18 protein-coding genes are annotated in these 18,925 nt (G+C 46.2%); 7 read left to right on the top strand and 11 right to left on the bottom strand.

Going from position 1 to position 18,925, the window contains the following annotated elements:
* Positions 1-16: 16 nt before the first annotated feature.
* Positions 17-727: a hypothetical protein gene (locus WAE59_RS21970; RefSeq protein ID WP_337858141.1), complete on the bottom strand. Its 711-nt coding sequence runs from the start codon at positions 725-727 to the stop codon at positions 17-19.
* 112 nt (positions 728-839) lie between these two features.
* On the opposite strand from WAE59_RS21970, the gene WAE59_RS21965 reads away from it, so the two are divergent.
* Genes WAE59_RS21965 through nadD form a run of 3 tightly spaced genes read left to right on the top strand, consistent with a single transcriptional unit; the run spans position 840 to position 2,888 of the window.
* The gene (locus tag WAE59_RS21965) at positions 840-1,703 is read left to right on the top strand and encodes a YicC/YloC family endoribonuclease (protein ID WP_337858202.1); all 864 of its coding nucleotides are present in this window, start codon (positions 840-842) and stop codon (positions 1,701-1,703) included.
* A gap of 31 nt (positions 1,704-1,734) precedes the next feature.
* A complete protein-coding gene (gene gmk / locus WAE59_RS21960) occupies positions 1,735-2,304 on the top strand; it encodes a guanylate kinase (protein ID WP_337858140.1) in 570 nt (189 codons plus the stop codon).
* 11 nt (positions 2,305-2,315) lie between these two features.
* Positions 2,316-2,888 carry a nicotinate (nicotinamide) nucleotide adenylyltransferase gene (gene nadD / locus WAE59_RS21955; protein ID WP_337858139.1) on the top strand — a complete coding sequence of 191 codons (573 nt, stop codon included), beginning with the start codon at positions 2,316-2,318 and terminating at the stop codon, positions 2,886-2,888.
* On the opposite strand, the gene WAE59_RS21950 is transcribed toward nadD, so the two are convergent.
* Positions 2,885-3,595, bottom strand: a complete 711-nt coding sequence (locus WAE59_RS21950) for an SAM-dependent methyltransferase (RefSeq protein WP_337858138.1) — start codon at positions 3,593-3,595, stop codon at positions 2,885-2,887. The two genes, nadD and WAE59_RS21950, sit on opposite strands and share 4 nt — an antisense overlap.
* A 295-nt stretch (positions 3,596-3,890) precedes the next feature.
* On the opposite strand from WAE59_RS21950, the gene WAE59_RS21945 reads away from it, so the two are divergent.
* Positions 3,891-5,219, top strand: coding sequence for a DUF6600 domain-containing protein (locus WAE59_RS21945; RefSeq protein ID WP_337858137.1), 1,329 nt, complete (start codon positions 3,891-3,893; stop codon positions 5,217-5,219).
* 100 nt (positions 5,220-5,319) lie between these two features.
* A complete protein-coding gene (locus WAE59_RS21940) occupies positions 5,320-6,900 on the top strand; it encodes a peptide chain release factor 3 (RefSeq protein ID WP_337858136.1) in 1,581 nt (526 codons plus the stop codon).
* Positions 6,901-6,953: 53 nt separating this feature from the next.
* Here WAE59_RS21940 and argH read toward each other — a convergent pair whose 3' ends face one another.
* The 9 genes from argH to WAE59_RS21895 form a co-directional block, all read right to left on the bottom strand.
* The gene (gene argH / locus WAE59_RS21935; protein WP_337858135.1) at positions 6,954-8,285 is read right to left on the bottom strand and encodes an argininosuccinate lyase; all 1,332 of its coding nucleotides are present in this window, start codon (positions 8,283-8,285) and stop codon (positions 6,954-6,956) included.
* A gap of 48 nt (positions 8,286-8,333) precedes the next feature.
* Complete coding sequence (locus WAE59_RS21930; RefSeq protein ID WP_337858134.1) at positions 8,334-9,401, bottom strand: M20 family metallo-hydrolase; 1,068 nt, start codon at positions 9,399-9,401, stop codon at positions 8,334-8,336.
* A 5-nt stretch (positions 9,402-9,406) separates the two neighbouring features.
* On the bottom strand, positions 9,407-10,225 hold the full coding sequence (gene proC / locus WAE59_RS21925) for a pyrroline-5-carboxylate reductase (RefSeq protein WP_337858133.1): 819 nt from the start codon (positions 10,223-10,225) through the stop codon (positions 9,407-9,409).
* A 4-nt stretch (positions 10,226-10,229) separates the two neighbouring features.
* Positions 10,230-11,018, bottom strand: a complete 789-nt coding sequence (gene argB / locus WAE59_RS21920) for an acetylglutamate kinase (RefSeq protein WP_337858132.1) — start codon at positions 11,016-11,018, stop codon at positions 10,230-10,232.
* Positions 11,019-11,040: 22 nt separating this feature from the next.
* The gene (locus WAE59_RS21915; RefSeq protein WP_337858131.1) at positions 11,041-12,006 is read right to left on the bottom strand and encodes an acetylornithine carbamoyltransferase; all 966 of its coding nucleotides are present in this window, start codon (positions 12,004-12,006) and stop codon (positions 11,041-11,043) included.
* A complete protein-coding gene (locus WAE59_RS21910; RefSeq protein ID WP_337858130.1) occupies positions 12,003-13,136 on the bottom strand; it encodes an aspartate aminotransferase family protein in 1,134 nt (377 codons plus the stop codon). Before WAE59_RS21910 ends, WAE59_RS21915 begins: the two co-directional genes overlap by 4 nt.
* Positions 13,137-13,267: 131 nt before the next feature.
* Positions 13,268-14,242 carry an N-acetyl-gamma-glutamyl-phosphate reductase gene (gene argC / locus WAE59_RS21905; protein WP_337858129.1) on the bottom strand — a complete coding sequence of 325 codons (975 nt, stop codon included), beginning with the start codon at positions 14,240-14,242 and terminating at the stop codon, positions 13,268-13,270.
* Positions 14,229-15,425 (bottom strand): argininosuccinate synthase, encoded by a 1,197-nt coding sequence (gene argG / locus WAE59_RS21900; protein WP_337858128.1) that lies wholly within the window; start codon positions 15,423-15,425, stop codon positions 14,229-14,231. Before argG ends, argC begins: the two co-directional genes overlap by 14 nt.
* 11 nt (positions 15,426-15,436) lie before the next feature.
* Positions 15,437-16,138, bottom strand: coding sequence for a GNAT family N-acetyltransferase (locus WAE59_RS21895; RefSeq protein WP_337858127.1), 702 nt, complete (start codon positions 16,136-16,138; stop codon positions 15,437-15,439).
* Between the two features lie 399 nt (positions 16,139-16,537).
* Here WAE59_RS21895 and WAE59_RS21890 point away from each other — a divergent pair, with 399 nt between their 5' ends.
* Positions 16,538-17,686 (top strand): M28 family metallopeptidase, encoded by a 1,149-nt coding sequence (locus WAE59_RS21890; protein ID WP_337858126.1) that lies wholly within the window; start codon positions 16,538-16,540, stop codon positions 17,684-17,686.
* Positions 17,687-17,697: 11 nt separating this feature from the next.
* Positions 17,698-18,768 carry an NADPH dehydrogenase NamA gene (gene namA, locus WAE59_RS21885; RefSeq protein ID WP_337858125.1) on the top strand — a complete coding sequence of 357 codons (1,071 nt, stop codon included), beginning with the start codon at positions 17,698-17,700 and terminating at the stop codon, positions 18,766-18,768.
* The last annotated feature ends 157 nt before the right edge of the window (positions 18,769-18,925 follow it).

Here is an 18,925-nt window from a genome sequence, read left to right as displayed (position 1 = left end):
AATTTAAATAGCTGGTTTATTTTTTACCGAGGGTATCTGTATACTTTTTATAAGAATCTTTGATGTATTTCAGGGCATCGTACTCCTGCCAGTTTTTGGCCTTTTCATACTCCGGGCGGTAATTGAGCATAAAGTCTTCCAGGTTTTCCGCCTTAAGATCAGTATTGTTCTGAATGATGTTTTCGTTAAAGAAGCCGTCGATCAGCGTTTGCTGCATCTCTGTTTCGTAATAGCGGCCAAAACGGCGTGCGTTCTTAGGTGTACGTCCAAACAGTTCGTATACTGCAGTGAGCGGTTTAAAGAGAAAGGAGAGAAAAGGTGGTTTGCCCTGGTAAAATGAACCCTTATTGCGGTACTCCCGCTTCATATCTGTCAATTCTGCCTTCTTGGTCTTCCCATAGATGTCTACCTGCTTCAGGGTCATGTCCCGGTTCAGATTGATGATCATATCCTTGGTATCGGTTACAGCTGCAGTGAAATCTGAATAATGTTGTTTGATGATCAATAAAGTATCCCCTATCCTGGCTTTGATCTGGAAAAGCCCCAGGCTACTGCTCAGCACAGCATCGCCACTACGCTGGTTGATGACCTGTGCATCTGCAATCCTGAGATTGGCTTCTTTGTCCTTGATAACCCCACCGATGACATAGCTTTGCCCAAACGCAGTGCCAGTAGCACTCAGGAACAACATTAGCATCAGGGAAGTGTACAGCTGATAGGGCTTCATGATTTTGAAAATATTTTGTAAACTTAACCAATGTTTGCCAATGAACTAAGTTAAAAAAAGTTAAATAGGTTTGAAAAGGCAATAAATTATATCTTTGCACATGATAAAATCAATGACAGGATTCGGTCTGGCCTCTGCTGACCACGAAAACGTAAAGTTTGCAGTAGAGATCAAATCTCTCAATAGTAAGTTCCTGGAACTGAATTTAAAACTCCCACGTGCTTTCTCCGATAAAGAATTGTTGCTAAGAAATACCTGCAGCAAGGAAATCGAGCGCGGTAAGGTGAGCGTCTCCGTCAACATTGAACGCAGCGAGGAAAACCTGAAAGGTGCAACAATCAACGCAGCCCTGCTGAGCAAATACTATAAAGAACTGGAAGCGATTAACCAGAGCCTGGGGGCCAATTCCAATAACCTCCTGCAGGCTGTACTCAGCTTCCCTGAGGTCATCAGTTATTCCGAAGAAGAAGTGAATGAAAATGACTGGGACATCCTAAACAACACTTTTCAGCAAGCCCTGGAAAATTTCAATCAATTCAGGATCGCAGAGGGTGAAGTCCTGCGCAAGGACCTGGAGCTCCGCATTAAAAACATCCTTCAGTTCTTCTCTGAGGTGGAAGTCCTGGAACCATTGCGCATTCCACAGATCAAAAACCGCCTATTGCTTTTCCTTGAAGAGAATGCCGGGAAAGTGAATGTAGACCAAAACCGCCTGGAGCAGGAGCTGATCTATTACATCGATAAACTGGACATCACTGAAGAAAAAATCCGGCTGAAAAGTCATTGCGATTATTTCATGCAAACCCTGAAAAGCAAGGATGCAAATGGCAAAAAATTGGGCTTCATCTCTCAGGAGATCGGTCGTGAGATCAACACCATGGGCGCCAAAGCCAATGATGCACAAATTCAACAACTCGTAGTCGGTATGAAAGAGGAGCTGGAAAAGATTAAAGAACAATTATTAAATGTTTTGTAAACCCAGCAGGGCCAAGAAACAACATATACAAATGAAACAAGGTAAACTCATCATATTTTCAGCGCCCTCCGGAGCTGGCAAAACCACAATCGTTAAACATCTACTGCAAAAATACCCTGCGCTCAGTTTCTCCATTTCGGCTACGACACGGGAGTCAAGGGGCGATGAGCAACATGAAAAAGATTATTACTTCATCTCGAAAGAGGCATTCCTGCACAAGGTAGCCCATCAGGAGTTCGTCGAGTTTGAAGAGGTATATAATGGCACCTTTTATGGAACCCTCCGCTCGGAGATCGAACGCATCTGGGATGCAGGGCAGCATGTGATCTTCGACATCGATGTAGAAGGTGGCCTACGCCTGAAACGTAAATATGAAGAGGATGCCCTGGCAATATTTGTGCAGCCACCTTCCCTGGAAGTATTGAAAGAACGCCTGAGCGGACGTGGCACCGACAGTCCGGAGAAACTGGCTGAGCGCTTCGTAAAGGCAGAAAAAGAGTTGAATTATGCGGATAAGTTTGATGTAATTCTCAAGAATTACGATCTGGAAACAGCATGTGCTGAAGCTGAAAAGCTGGTGGGCGACTTCCTCAACAAATAACATTTCTTGCAATGAAGACAGGATTATTCTTTGGCTCTTTTAATCCCATTCATACCGGACACCTGGTCATTGCCAATTATATGGCCAGCTTTACGGACCTGAAAGAGGTATGGCTGGTGGTATCCCCGCACAATCCTTTGAAGAACAAAAGTAACCTGACCAATATGTACGACCGCCTGGAAATGGCCAGGCTGGCAACCGAAAATGCCGATCACCTGAAGGTGAGTGATATTGAGTTTGGACTCCCACAGCCTTCTTATACCATAGACACCCTTACGTACCTTTCTGAAAAATATCCGGGAAAGGAGTTCGCCCTGATCATGGGGGCAGATAACCTGGTTTCCTTTAAAAAATGGAAGAACTATGAGGTGCTGCTCAAGAATTATCAGATCTATGTGTACCCTCGGCCGGGCATCGACCTCAGCGAATGGCAAGGGCATCCATCTCTGATCATCACCGAAACACCACAGATGGACATTTCCTCTACCTTCATCCGCAGAGGGATCAAGGAGGGGAAAAATGTGCAATTTCTGGTACCCGACAATGTGCTGTCCTTTATGGACAGCAAAAACATGTACCGCTAGGTCCTGTAGATCAAGAAGATTGTTGGCTTTTTGTGCAGGTCTATGCGTTCCTGACGCCATTGCCCCACCGACATTGTTTTCACATATTCTTCTTCGCCCGTTAAATTACAAGCGACACAAAGCAGGGTTTGCGCTGCTGTGTTTTTCAGAATGTCTTCAAACAAATGATTGTTACGGAAGGGCGTTTCTATGAAGATCTGCGTCTGCTTTTTCTGCTGCGCCAATTGCTCCAGCTCCTTAATGCGCTTTCCCCTTTCCACTTTATCGATAGGCAGGTAGCCGTTGAACGTAAAACTTTGCCCATTGAATCCAGAAGCCATTAAGGCCAGTAAGATGGAACTGGGGCCCACTAGAGGAACAACTTTGATGCCCCGTTTATGAGCTTCAAGGATAACGTCGGCTCCGGGATCAGCAACACCGGGACAACCCGCCTCACTCATTAGCCCCACATCTTTACCTGTCATGAGTTCCTTAAAATAAGGAACCATCGAATCATTACGCTTGTGCTTTCCATAATCGTGGATGATCAGCTCACTCTGTGGGATTTTTATACCTGCTTCTTTGAGAAATTTACGGGCAGTTTTCTCATTCTCAACGATGTAAGTGCTCAGGTTATTGATGGTATCCCCCAGAAAAGGAGTAAATGACTTTTGAGCTGCGTTGTCCGCCAGGGGAACGGGAATGAGAAATAATGTGCCTTTTTCCATAAATTTTGATTTGTGTACAAAAGAATAAATAATTTATCACAATGCACACGCACTCGTCCAATTAATGTAGCCTTAACGTAATCTTCCTGCCGGAAAAACGTTTATTATTTAGATTTTTTGTAAATTGTATTTCATGGCCACAAATTATGTTTCTGTGATCAGCAGCATTAAGCCAATATAATTATGTGACATCACATAATCGAAATGTAATATTTCTTAGACAGATTAAACTTTTGAGTGCATTGGAACTCAAATTGATATACAAAGAACGTTAGGTAAATTAAACACACACACAATGAAAAAACTAATCAAATTACCGGCTATTGTACTGGGGCTACTGCTCCTGTTAACCGGAACCACGCAAAGGGTCATGGCGCAAGACGAGGACATTTCCCTGCAGTCGTTCTATGACGAACTTTCTCCTTATGGTACCTGGATCCAGGATCCTCAGTACGGATACGTATGGAGACCTGATGCAGATCAGGGAGATTTCAGGCCATATTATACCAATGGCCGTTGGGCAATGACCGAATATGGAAATACCTGGGTATCCAATTACGATTGGGGCTGGGCGCCCTTCCATTATGGAAGATGGGTGTACAACCGCTACAACCAATGGGTATGGATTCCTGATACCGTATGGGGACCTGCCTGGGTGAGCTGGAGAAGTGGTGGCGGATATTATGGTTGGGCACCTATGGGACCCGGCATGCACATCAATGTCAACTTCAACATTCCGGATCTTTGGTGGGTGTTCGTACCGCAAAGAAATATATATTATGATAATTTCCCGCGCTATTATTCACGCAGAAACATCACGATCATCCATAATACGACAATCATCAATAATGTGTATACACGCAACAGGTATTCTTACTATACCGGTCCAAGAGCGGATGAGATCAGGAGATACACCAGGCAAGCAGTACCAGTATATACTGTGGACAGAGTGAGCAGGCCAAGCAGAAGCGGGATAAGTGGCAACAAACTGGAAATCTATACACCAGCAAGATCAAGCAGGGGCAACAACAGCCAAGTGGCTGCAGCTCCGAGAAATGTAACCCGTGGTGAAGGCTATACTACTATGAGGGACCAGTCGGACGCGCGTCCATCAAGAGGTTCGGTAGACAATTCCGGTTTCAACAGGGGAAATAGCAACAATACTGAGGGCAGGGTAAGCAGAACAGGCAGTGCGCAGCCCGGACAAGCAGCGACGCCTAACCAACCGCAACGAGTAGGAAGAGGAGAGCAGCCTGCCCAAACAGAGCGTACTGAACGCGTTTCCAGGGACGTACAAAATCAAAGGGAACAAACTCAGGATGCAGCAAGACAAGAGCAGGCTCAGCGTCAGTCACGTGCGGAGCAACAGGTGAGGCAACAACAAGCTGCACAGGAACAGGCACAAAGACAGAGCCGGGAACAAACTCAACGCCAGGAGCAAGCCAGACAGGCCCCTGTACAGCAACAACAGCCACAGCGTCAGGAATCCAGGCCTGCACCTCAGCCCCAACCGCAGAGGGTAGAGCAGAGCAGACCTTCAAGAGGATCCGAAAGCAGCGGCAGTCAGGGTGGCGGCAGAGGAAGTTCATCTTCTTCTTCAAGACCAACAAGAGGTGGGAGATGATAATTGAATATCAGTCAAATAGAATGGAAAACCGGCTTATAATGGCCGGTTTTTTCATTATCTTTGCAGCCTTTTATCAGGCAAAGCCTCCTAATAGTATATGATTAACCCAGAAATAGAAAAACGAAAAACCTTCGCGATCATCAGTCACCCCGATGCTGGTAAAACCACATTAACGGAAAAATTCCTGCTTTTTGGTGGCGCCATCAACACTGCTGGTGCAGTGAAACGCAATAAGGCCAATCAAAGCAGTACCTCCGATTTCATGGAGATTGAGAAACAACGTGGAATTTCGGTCGCAACTTCTGTCATGGGCTTTGAATATAGTGGCAAACGCATCAATATCCTGGATACCCCGGGCCACAAGGACTTCGCGGAAGATACCTACCGCACCCTTTCAGCGGTAGACAGTGTGATCCTAGTGGTGGATTGTGTAAAGGGTGTAGAGGAACAGACCGAAAAACTCATGTCGGTATGCCGCATGCGCAATACACCGGTAATCATCTTCATCAATAAGATGGATCGGGAAGGTAAAGACGCATTCGACCTGCTGGACGAAATCGAAACCAAGCTGAACATCAGCCTTTGCCCACTTTCCTGGCCAATTGGTCAGGGCCATACCTTCAAAGGTGTGTACAGCATTTACAACAATCACCTCAACCTATTTGAGGCCGATAAGACCAAGATCAGCGAATCAGTGATCCAGGTAAATGACCTGAACGATGAAAACCTGAGTAATTTCCTGAAGGCAAAAGAACTGGAAGGACTAAAAGGTGACCTTGAACTCGTAGATGGCGTATATGGCCAGCTGGATAAGAGCATGTACATTGAAGGGCTGCTGGCACCGGTATTCTTTGGCAGTGCCATCAATAACTTCGGGATCAAGGAATTGCTGGACACCTTCATCAACATTGCCCCTAGTCCAAAAAGCCGTGAGGCTGAACAGCGTGAGGTGATGGTAGAAGAAAAAAACTTCAGCGGCTTTGTATTTAAAATCCATGCCAACCTCGATCCTAAACACAGGGACAGGATTGCTTTCCTAAGGATTTGCTCAGGCAAGTTTGAACGTAACAAGTTTTACTTCCATACGCGCCAGGGTAAGAAAATGAAGTTTTCCAATCCGATGGACTTCATGGCCAATGAAAAGAGCATTGTAGAAGAAGCCTGGCCGGGCGATGTGGTCGGTTTGTACGACAGTGGTAACTTTAAAATCGGCGACACCTTAACTGAAGGTGAACAATTGCAATACAAAGGCATTCCGAGCTTCTCTCCCGAGATTTTCAAGGAGGTAGAAAACAGAGATCCACTAAAAACCAAACAGCTGGAAAAAGGCATACAGCAGCTTACCGAAGAGGGTGTTGCGCAGTTATTTACCATGCAGCCCGGTAACCGCAAGGTGGTGGGTGCTGTAGGTGAACTTCAGTTCGAAGTGATTGCTTTCCGTCTGGAGCATGAGTACGGCGCGAAAGCTGCCTTTCGGATGTTAAGCTATACGCGCTCCAACTGGGTAACTTCTAAAGACAAAACAAAACTTCAGGAATTCCTGAAGCGCAAACAACAACATATAGGTGAAGATAAAGATGGCAATCCGGTGTACCTGGCCGACAATGAGTTCATGATCAACATGACCATGCGGGATTATCCTGATATCGAATTCCATAAAACATCTGAGTTTAAATAAAAGAAGGGCGGCCCAATCAAATGAGCCGCCCTTGCTTTATAAAAATATACGGATCAGGAGATCAATTTTTCAATTGCCTGATGTGTTTTCTCAAATTTAAACTGTGACAGCACTTCCTCCATCATGGCCGAAATCTCCGCATTGCAAAGGTTACCAATGCTGCCTTCATGGGTATGGTGTATCGCGGTTCCAGGTTCAAATGTGCCATTTTCAATCTGTTCGCCAACAATTTTATAAGCTTCTCTGAAAGGTGTGCCTTTCAGCGCCAGTTCATTCACCACCTCTACACTAAACAGGTAGGCATATTTTTTATCATCGAGGATCTGATCTTTAACGCTGATATTTTGCAGCATGAAAGTGGTCATCTCCAGACACTCATTTAAAGAAGTAATGGCCGGAAACAAGTTTTCCTTCAGCAGTTGAAGATCACGGTGATAGCCTGAGGGAAGATTGGTGATCATCATGGCAATCTCATTCGGCAAAGCCTGAATCTTATTGCAGCGTGAACGGATCAGTTCAAATACGTCAGGGTTTTTCTTATGCGGCATGATGCTGGATCCTGTAGTCAGCTCATCAGGGAAACTGATAAAACCAAAGTTCTGGTTGATAAACAGGCAGACATCCATTGCCATTTTTGCAAGTGTAGCCGCTATAGAAGACATCGCCTGTCCCAGGATGCGTTCCGTTTTGCCCCTACCCATCTGTGCATAAACAACATTGTAATTCAGCCTTTCAAAGCCCAACAATTCAGTGGTCATGGTACGGTTCAGTGGGAAGGATGAACCATAACCCGCAGCAGAACCCAATGGATTCTTGTTGCAGACTTTATAGGCGGCCAGCATCATCTCCAGATCATCTACCAGACTTTCTGCATAGGCACCGAACCAAAGTCCGAATGACGACGGCATCGCGATCTGCAAATGGGTATAACCCGGCAACAATTTATTCTGATGTGTATTGCTCAATTCGATCAACTGGACAAAAAGCTGTGAGGTATTGCCCACCATTTCCTCGATGCAGCTCCTGAAATAAAGCTTCAGGTCGACCAGCACCTGGTCATTTCTGGACCTCCCGCTGTGAATTTTCTTTCCGGCTTCACCAATCCTTTGTGTCAGCAACCATTCGACCTGGGAATGTACATCTTCTACTGTATCTTCGATTGTAAAATTGCCGGCTTCAATCTCTTTATAAATGTTTTTCAGTTCAACCTGGATAGCGTTCAGCTCCTCGGCAGTCAGCAAACCAATGCTTTCCAACATCTCCACATGCGCCAGTGAACCCAGTACATCAAATGCTGCCATCTGCAAATCCAGTTCCCTGTCCCTGCCTACCGTGAAAGTTTCGATATCCTTATTTACGTTTACGTTTTTTTGCCAGATTTTCATGTATTGTCTATTTGTATTCCGCAAGTGCGGATCAATATGCTTTCAAATTTATTTTCCGTTGATCACCGGTTTCAGCATTGCAATATACAACTCAATGCCTTCTGCGATTTCATCTACATGCACATACTCATCTGCCATGTGCGAGCGGGCAGAATCACCAGGGCCAACTTTTACAGAAGGGATACTCAGCAAAGCCTGGTCTGAAGTGGTAGGCGAGCCATAAGTACTACGCCCCAAGGCAATGCCGGCCTGCACCAAAGGGTGATTTTTATCAATGGACGATGGCTTCAACCGGATAGAACGTGGCTTTACCCCACAATCCACATTGGTGCGGATGATCTTCAATACCTCTTCATTGGTATAAGCATCAGTCACACGTACGTCCACGGTAAAGGTGCAGGTGGCAGGCACCACATTGTGCTGTGAACCTGCATTAATGATCGTCACGCTCATCTTCAATGGGCCGAAAACTTCAGATACTTTTGCAAACTGATAATTTCGGAACCATTCAATATCCTTCAGGGCTTTGTAAATCGCGTTATCCCCTTCCTCCCGGGCTGCATGTCCGGCTTTTCCGGTCGAAGTGCAGTCGAGCACCAGCAATCCCCTTTCGGCAATCGCCAGGTTCATCTGTGTAGGCTCTCCAACGATCGCAAATTCCAGTTCTCCCAAATCGGGCAATACACATTCCAGTCCATCGTTTCCGGAAATTTCTTCTTCCGCAGTGGTCGCCAGGCAAATGTTGTAACTCAATCCTTCCTGCTCATAGAAGTATAAAAAGGTTCCTACCAGCGATACAAGGCATCCTCCGGCATCGTTACTGCCCAAGCCATACAACTTGCCATCTTCTACAGCAGCATCATAAGGATCGCGCGTATAGCCTGAATTGGGTTTTACGGTATCATGGTGCGAATTCAGTAAGACAGTAGGCTTGCTGGAATCAAAATGTCTATTGTAAGCCCAGATGTTATTGAGCTTACGGTGAGTATTGATATTTCTTTGCTGCAAAAATTGTTCTATCCTATCCGCCGTTTTATCCTCCTCCTTACTGAAGGACTGAATGGCTATCAGCTGTTTCAACAATTCTAAACTATCCTTTTGCAGTTGTTCGATCATAAATTTTATTCTTTTGTATACAATGCGCCGGCTTTGATGGCCGACAACTTTATGCCTTTGATCAGCGAAGAGCTGAAGCCGTTGTGTTCCATCTCGTTCAATCCCGCAATGGTACAGCCTTTAGGCGAAGTCACTTTATCTATTTCCTGTTCGGGGTGCGACTGCATCTGAAGCAATAGATCTGCGGCTCCCTTTGCCGTCTGCACAGCCATTTTCAAAGCCTCATCGGCATGAAAGCCGATCTCTACTCCGCCCTGCGAAGCTGCCCTGATTGCCCTCAGAAAGAAAGCAATACCGCAGGCACACAGTGCTGTAGCTGATGTCATCAGGTCTTCATTGATCTTCACCACTGAACCCACTGTTTCAAACATCCTGGTTACTTCATCTAAATTCTCTTTGGAAGCATTATCGCTGGCTACACAGGTCATCGACTGCCCGATGGCGATCGCCGTATTCGGCATGGCACGTACTACTTCTACCCCTTCTCCCAACTTATGCCTGATGTCGGCGCAACTCACACCTGAAGCTACAGAAATGAATACCTGCCTGTTTCTGTCTACAGATGGTTTGATCTGCTCCAAAAGCTGGTTCAACTGTTGAGGCAAAACGGCCAAAACAATGATATCGGCACCCGCAACTACAGCTGCATTATCCGCGCTAACCGCAAATCCCTGTTCGGCTAGTGCATTCAGGTTGGCCACGTTCCGGCGCGTCAGCGTGATCTGACCGGGCTGCGCATAATCAGCCTTAATCAGGCCTTTAGCCAGTGACACACCTATGTTTCCACTTCCTAAAATGGCAATACTGCCTTTAAACTGGTTCATGTTTTTATTTGATTAATCGGGTTCCAAAATTTTGCTCGTCTATCGCAGGCAGTTCATCAGCTTTGCCAATATATACCGCAGCAACACCACTTTTGATCGCTTCAAAAGCATTGTGCAATTTAGGGATCATTCCTCCGGAAACAATACCTTCGGCCTTCAAAGCTTCAAATTCATCCATTTTTATTTCCGGAACCAGGGAACCATCATCCTCCACATCCCTCATTACTCCTCTTTTTTCAAAGCAATAAATGAGTGAAGTATCGTATTTTGCCGACATCGCTACGGCTACAGCTGAAGCAATAGTATCCGCATTGGTGTTTAGAAGCTGACTGTCCCCATCATGGGTTATCGCACACAAAACTGGAGTCAGACCTGCATTGAGCAGGCTTTCCAGCGTATCCGCAGCTACAGAACCGGCATCCAGATCGCCTACAAAACCATAGTCAATATCTTTTACCGGACGCTTCACCGCTTTAATGACGTTACCATCTGCACCCGTCAGGCCGATTGCATTGCAGCCTTTGGCCTGTAACTGGGCCACCATATTTTTGTTGATGAGACCGGCATAGACCATGGTCACAATCCTCAGGGTTTCTATGTCTGTAATTCGGCGTCCTTCTACCATTTTGGCCTCTATGCCTAATGAAGTGCCCAATTCGGTCGCGATCTTACCACCACCGTGGATTAAAATCTTATCTCCGGGCAACGCAGTGAAGTCCAACAGGAACTGATGCAGTTTCTCCGAATTATCGATGACGTTTCCGCCGATCTTGATGACGTTTAGTTTTCTCATGATCTTTAGGATAATGACCGTATTATACCAATTTTTCCAATATGTTTTTCAATACCGCCTGTGCCGCCCAAAGTCTGTTGCCTGCTTCATGGATCACCAGTGAGTTTGGCCCGTCCAGGATTTCCGAAGAAAGTTCCAGGTCGCGGCGCACAGGTAAGCAGTGCATTACCTTAGCATCATTCGTAGGCTCCAAATGCGCATTGGTCAGCATCCAGCCTTCCGGAAAAGGCAAAACCTTTCCGTAGTCCTGATAGCTCGACCAGTTCTTCACATAGATATAGTCTGCTCCGGTCAATGCTTCATCCAGGTTGTGAGTGATGGTTGCACCGGGGGTAAAATCTTCAGAAAGTTCATATCCTTCCGGCTGTGCAATCGTGAAGTGCAGCATGCCTTCTGCCTGCGCCTGGCACATCCATTCTGCAAAAGAATTCGGTACGGCCTGCGGCAAAGCTTTGATGTGTGGTGCCCATGCCAGCACGACCTTGGGTTTGCCTGCGCCCGTCCAGGTTTCCCTGATGGTTACCAGGTCGGCAAGGCTCTGCAGAGGATGGCGCGTAGCACTTTCCAGACTTACTACAGGTACTTTACAAAACTCGATGAACTTGTTGAAAAAATCCTCGTTATAGTCTTCATCCCTGTTCTGCAGTTTGGGAAAGGAACGCAGGCCCAGGATATCACAATACTGCCCCATTACAGCCGCAGCTTCCCTGATGTGCTCTACGGTGGTGCCGTTCATCACCACACCATCCTGTGTTTCCAATGCCCAGCCCTCTTTGTCCATATTCATCACCATCACACTCATGCCCAGATTTAGCGCCGCTTTTTGCGTGCTCAGCCGGGTACGCAGACTAGGATTCAGGAATACTAAACCCAGCGTCTTGTTTTTTCCAAGATCCTGGTGTGCATAGGGGCTTTTCTTCAAAGCCAATGCATCATCAACCAATTGGTCGATCTGTGCTACATCATTTACTGAGGTAAACTGGTTCATCCTTTTAAAGCAATTTTAAATTCGTTTAAAAACTGATCTGCATGATCTTTAGTTAGATTCAGAGCTGGCAATAACCTGATGACATTGGGCTTGGCTTCGCCAGTAAAGATATAATGTTTGTAAAGTAAGTCTTTTTTAACATGACCAAGCGATTCCGGCAATTCAATACCGATCATCAGGCCACGTCCGCGTACCTCTTTCACTTCTTCAATTTTTTGGAGTTCTTCGATCAGATAGCTCCCTACAGCGGCTGCATTTTCCATCAACTTGTCCTGCGCAATTACTTCAAGTACAGACAAAGCTGCTGCACAAGCCAAATGATTGCCACCGAAAGTAGTACCCAGCATCCCATGCCATGGCTTAAATTTCGGAGCGATGGAAATCCCTGCTATCGGAAAACCGTTACCCATGCCCTTAGCCATCGTATATACATCGGCTGCTACGCCTGCATAGTCATGGGAGTAAAACAAGCCTGTACGGCCATAACCGCACTGTACGCTGTCGGCAATGTATACCGCATTGTACTGATCACAAAGGGAACGGATCTTTTTAAGGAAATCTACAGAAGCTTCTTTGATGCCGCCTACACCCTGAATGCCCTCAATGATCACAGCAGCGATTTCCTGCCCATAGTCGGCAAATGCCTGACCCAATGCTTCTACATCATTGTGTGGCAGGAAAATGATGTTATCGGTTTCATTTACCGGGGCAATGATCTTCGGATTGTCAGTTACAGCGACTGCCAATGAAGTCCTGCCATGAAATGCGCCTTTAAAAGCAATCACTTTTTTTCTGCCATTGTAAAAAGAAGCCAGTTTTAAAGCGTTCTCATTGGCTTCTGCTCCTGAATTACACAGGAACAACTGATAATCAGGCTTTCCGGAAACTTCACCAAGTTTTTCTGCCAGTTGCACCTGCAAGGGAATCTTAACAGAATTGGAGTAAAAACCGACTTTATTCAGCTGTTCGGTCAGTCGCTCCACATAGTGCGGATGCGTATGGCCGATGGAGATCACGGCATGACCGCCATACAGGTCCAGGTATTCTTGTCCTGCTGCATCCCAGACAGTGCTGCCAGATGCTTTTACAATTTCTATATCGTTTAGTGGGTATACGTCAAATAAGTTCATTTTCTTTAAGTTTTTGCTCCACGTCATCCTGAATTTATTCCAGGATTCCGTTTATGCCAGTTAGAAATAATTGCTGCTAGGTCCTGAAATAAATTCAGGACGACGGTGAAATGAGTTAGGGCAACGACCGCTTAAAAAGCCGCTGCCTTAAGCCGTAATCCTTCGCTTTCAGGCAAACCAAACATGAGGTTCATGTTTTGTACCGCCTGTCCGCTGGCACCTTTCAACAAATTATCAATGATACTGATGATGAACAACTTACCCCCATGCTTCTCCACATGCACTAAGCCCTTATTGGTATTCACCACCTGTTTTAAGTCAATATTCTTTTTGCTCACATGGGTAAACACATGATCCGCATAATAGCTTTCATAGAGCTCCTGCGCTGCTGCTTCACTGAGCTCAGTTTCGAGGTATACTGCTGCCAGTATCCCCCTGGTAAAATCTCCGCGCTGCGGAATGAAGTTCAATACTTCAGCAAAACCTGGTGTCAATTGCGACAAGCTCTCGCCGATCTCGTTCAGATGCTGGTGCTCAAACGCCTTATAGATCGACAGGTTATTGTTCCTCCAGCTGAAATGTGAGGTGGTCGATAAGCTCTGTCCCGCCCCTGTAGACCCTGTCGTCGCATTGATGTGTACTTCACTGTTGATGAGTCCTTTTGCTGCCAAAGGCAATAAGGCAAGTTGGATACAGGTTGCAAAACAACCCGGATTTGCGATGTAGCTCGCAGCTTTAATACGTTCACGGTTCAGCTCGGGCAATCCATACACCCAATCTGCACCGGCATTGGCCTTCAGTCTGAAATCCTGGCTGAGGTCGACAATTTTGATGCCTTCAGCGATAGGATTAGCGTCCAGGAATTTCTTCGCATCGCCATGACCTACGCACAGGAACAGCACATCAATCTCCGATGACAGTTCAGCAGTAAAACGCAGGTCCGTATCGCCCAGCAAATCGGTATGCACATCCGAGATCAGGTTGCCCGCATTGCTATTGCTGTGCACAAAAGCAATCTCTACAGAAGGATGGTTGACCAGCAAACGGAGCATTTCGCCGCCAGTATACCCTGCTCCACCTACGATACCCGCTTTAATTGTTTTCATCGCTGTTTACTTTATGCCAGATCATCACCTGGTTGCCAAAAATCTTCGAAAAACCTTTCACATCTTCACCGCTCCATGCATTGTTCATCTCGCCATAGCTGCCGAATTTATTGCTCATCAGGTCATGTGCCGACTCAATTCCGATGATATTGAAACGGTAAGGCAATAATTCTACAAACACTTTACCGCTTACCGTTTTCTGCATATCAGACAGGAAAGCTTCAATGTTGCGCATGATTGGGTCATGGAACTGACCTTCATGCAGCCAGTTGCCATAGAACGACGACAACTGTTCTTTCCAGGACAGTTGCCATTTCGTCAAGGTATGTTTTTCTAACGTATGGTGTGCTTTGATGATCACCATCGGCGCAGCAGCTTCAAATCCGACACGGCCTTTGATGCCAATGATGGTATCTCCTACGTGGATGTCTCTGCCAATACCATAAGGCTGTGCGATGGCCTGTAATTTCTGGATTGCCCTTACCGGTTCAAATGTTTCGCCATCAATAGCCACCAGTTCACCTTTTTCAAAAGTAAGCTCCAGTTTGCGGGGTGCTGTTTCCGAAACCTGGGTTGGCCATGCCTCTTCAGGTAGGGTCTCGTTGGAGGTCAGGGTTTCCTTACCACCTACAGAAGTTCCCCAAAGCCCTTTATTAATGGAATATCTTGCTTTTTCAGCACTATATTCCACGCCATGGGCAGCTAAATATTCTATTTCCGCTTCGCGGGACAATTTCAAATCTCTGATCGGGGTGATGATCTCTACATTAGGAATGATAATATTGAAGATCATGTCGAAACGCACCTGGTCATTACCAGCTCCTGTACTTCCGTGAGCCACATAATCAGCGCCGATCTTTTTTACATAATTGGCTATCGCTGTGGCCTGGCTCACACGCTCTGCACTTACAGAAAGCGGGTACGTGGCATTTTTCAGGACATTTCCAAATACCAGGTATTTAATACAGCTGTTGTAATAGTTGGTAGTTTCATCTACCACAGCATGAGAAGCCACACCAAGGGCATACGCACGTTTTTCTATTTCCTGCAATTCTTCATCAGAAAAACCGCCGGTGTTCACAATCACAGAGTGAACTTCTAATCCACGATCCTGAGCAAGGTAAATGCAACAAAACGAGGTATCCAGACCTCCGCTAAAAGCTAAAACTACTTTCTTCTTCATGATATAAACAGCTATTTAAATAAAACGGTAAACAATAACAACAGGGATTTCAGTCCCTTACTCTGGGGTTTTGATTTCAGTACCAGCTTCTGCTTGATACTCATGAAACGTTCGTACAGACTTGGGTTCTTATGCAGCTCCTCGGCAAATTTTTTGGCGGCATCGTGCTTTTGCTCAACCGGATCGTACAGCATGGCAGTACACATGCAGTTTTTACGCTCCTTCATTTTCAGGATCTCAAAGTTCACACAACTCTGACAGCCTTTCCAGAACTCTTCGTCCTGGGTCAGCTCCGAATAGGTAACCGGCTCATAGCCCAAATCCGAATTGATCTTCATGACGGCCAGACCGGTAGTCAACCCAAAGATTTTGGCCTTAGGGTATTTCTGTCGGGAGAGCTCAAAAATCTTATGCTTGATGGCATTCGCCAAACCTGCTTTACGGTATTTCGGACTCACGATGAGACCCGAATTAGCTACGAACTGCCCATGGCTCCAGGTTTCGATATAGCAAAAGCCCGCCCATGTCCCATCTTTGTGAAATGCGATCACCGATTTGCCGTCTACCATTTTACCGGCTACGTAATCGGGTGAACGTTTGGCGATACCTGTACCTCGTGCTTTAGCAGATTCTAACATTTCCTCGCAGATTTCTTCTGCAAAGACACGATGTTCAGGAAGTGCAACCTGCACTATAAAATCGTTTATATTCATTAATATACTAACGAAAAAATATGAATGTTCTGATTAATTGTTTTTTGAGAGGCAATCCTCTTCGTAAATGACCTGTTTAAAAGGAATTTACTCAGATCCGCGGCGTATAGGTTTGCCGGTTCGTAGTCACAAAAAACACGGGTTGTAAACGTTCTATAAACAGACTTCGTGAAGCAATATTCTTTGCTTCAACAATAGAAAGTTTATGCGCTGCGTGTTTGATCATTTCTTGTTTCTAAATAGTTCTTTGAATGTATTGAGGCGCAAAGGTTTAAATAAATATTGAGTTGTGCAATACGTTTTTCATTTTTTTACATTTTCCGTATAGAGATTTAACCTCAATTTAACCAACTGTTTCCATATATTTACGGGAACACACCAGATAAAACCTACACCACCATGAACAGATACCTGGCATTACTTTGCCTGTTGCTCTGCCAGCAGGCCTTTGGCCAAGATGTACAAAAAGCAAAAAACACCGTGGCATTACTCAGCTCCGAAACCTTCTGGGGCCGTGGCTACACCAAAAACGGAATGGGCAAAACTGCCGATTTCATCGTCAGCGAATTTCTGTCTTACGGACTAAAGCCCATGGACCAGAAGGATTTCCGGCAAAACTTTGAAATGCCTGTCAATACTTTCCCCGGAAAAATGTCGGCCAGCATCAATGGCAAAACCCTCAGCCCTGGCAAAGACTTCATTGTTTTCGCAGAAAGCGGCACAAAAGCCGGCACTGGAAAGCTTCGCCAAACGGACTCGGCAAGCTTTATAGATCCCGACCAACGGTTTATCGTGCTCCTCAAAGACAAACTGACCTGGTCAGTTTCCATGCAGCAGGCCGATTACACCGGGATCCAGGTCGACAAACGCGCATTAGACTCTCCCCCGGAAAGCTATGCGATCGACATCCAGAATGCATTTGAACCTGTATTCAAAGCTTCCAATATTTGCGGCATCGTGCCCGGCACCCGAAAACCTGATTCCCTGGTCATCATTACCGCACATTATGATCACCTCGGTGGCATGGGCAGCGACACCTATTTCCCTGGTGCCAATGACAATGCCAGTGGCGTGGCATTCCTGCTGAATCTGGCCAAATATTATGCAAGCAACCCACAGCCCTACAGCATGGGCTTCCTCTGCTTTGCAGCAGAAGAAGCGGGCCTCGTCGGCTCTAAGTACTTCACAGAAAACCCATTGAAACCACTCGCTAATATCCGCTTTCTCATCAATGTAGATATGGTAGGCACGGGCGAAGAAGGCATTACGGTAGTCAACGCCACCCAGCATCCTACTGAATTTAAAGTCCTCAACAAGATCAACGACGCGCAAAAGTACCTCCCCAAAATCAATTCGAGGGGCAAGGCGGCCAACAGCGACCATTACTTCTTCAGTGAAAAAGGCGTCCCCGCATTCTTCATTTACACACAGGGAGGCATCAGCGCTTACCACGATATTCTTGACAAATCCAATACGCTTCCCCTGACAGAATTCTCCGATTTATTTAAGTTATTTGTGTCATTCAACCAGTCGTTGATGGAAAAATAAAGAAAGATCTTATGTCCAGCTTATTCTCCCCGATTCAAATCAAAAACCTCTCCCTTAAAAATAGAATTGTGGTCTCCCCGATGTGCCAATACTCGGCCACTGATGGCTTTGCTACCGATTGGCACCTGGTGCACCTTGGAAGTCGAGCAGTAGGCGGTGCCGGGCTCATCATCCTCGAAGCCGCAGCGGTAAGCCCCGAGGGGCGCATCAGCTATGGCGACCTGGGAATCTGGAGTCAGGAGCACGTCCCTTTTTTAAAACGCATTACCGATTTTATCCATAGTCAGGGTGCCGCCAGCGGCATCCAACTGGCCCATGCCGGCAGAAAAGCCAGTACAGAAATCCCCTGGAAAGGTGGCAAGCAGATCAAGGACGGCCCAGGCAGCTGGCGTACTGTGGCACCCAGCGCTATTCCTTTTCACGAAGGAGACAACCCACCTAAAGAAATCTCACTCAATTACATTCATGAACTGAAACAGGATTTCAGGAATGCTGCACAGCGTGCCCTGGAAGCGGGATTCAAAGTCATAGAGCTACATGCCGCCCACGGCTACCTACTTCATCAATTCCTTTCTCCTTTGAGCAATCAAAGAATCGATCAATACGGTGGAAGTTTTGAAAACCGCATTCGTTTGCTGACAGAAGTCATTCAGGATGTTCAGCAGGTATGGCCATCAGAGAACCCCTTGTTTGTACGCATTTCCGCAACTGACTGGGCAGAAGGGGGCTGGAACCCGGAAGAATCGCTAAAACTGGCCGCAATATTGAAAGACCTGGGTGTTGACCTCGTCGATTGTTCCTCCGGCGGACTGGCAGCGCATCAGCAGATTCCGGTATTCCCCGGCTACCAGGTACAATTTGCTGAAGAGATCAGAAAGACGGGAATCCTAACAGGCGCAGTTGGTCTAATCACCACGGCAGAACAATCAGAGCGTATTCTCCAGGAAGGAAAGGCCGACCTCATTTTCATGGCAAGGGAGCTGCTCAGAGATCCGTATTTCCCGTTACATGCTGCTCAGGAACTGGGCGACGATCTGAAATGGCCTGATCAGTATGACAGAGCGAAACGGAGGCACAACTAGTATAGGCAAGGCCTCACATTAAACACACAATAGTCACACTTTCTTCACAAAAAGGTACCTGTTTGTGGCTTTCTTGTGAACAAGGTGTGAAGAAGGTCTGAACCAGCATCCTTTTGTGAACGAACTGTTCTCATCCGAAGTATATCTTTTGATAGAT

It is taken from the genome of Pedobacter sp. GR22-6 (assembly GCF_037402555.1).
GTDB lineage: Bacteria > Bacteroidota > Bacteroidia > Sphingobacteriales > Sphingobacteriaceae > Pedobacter.
The sequence above is the reverse complement of the archived record's forward strand: the minus strand, read 5'-3'. Positions and strand labels throughout refer to the sequence as shown.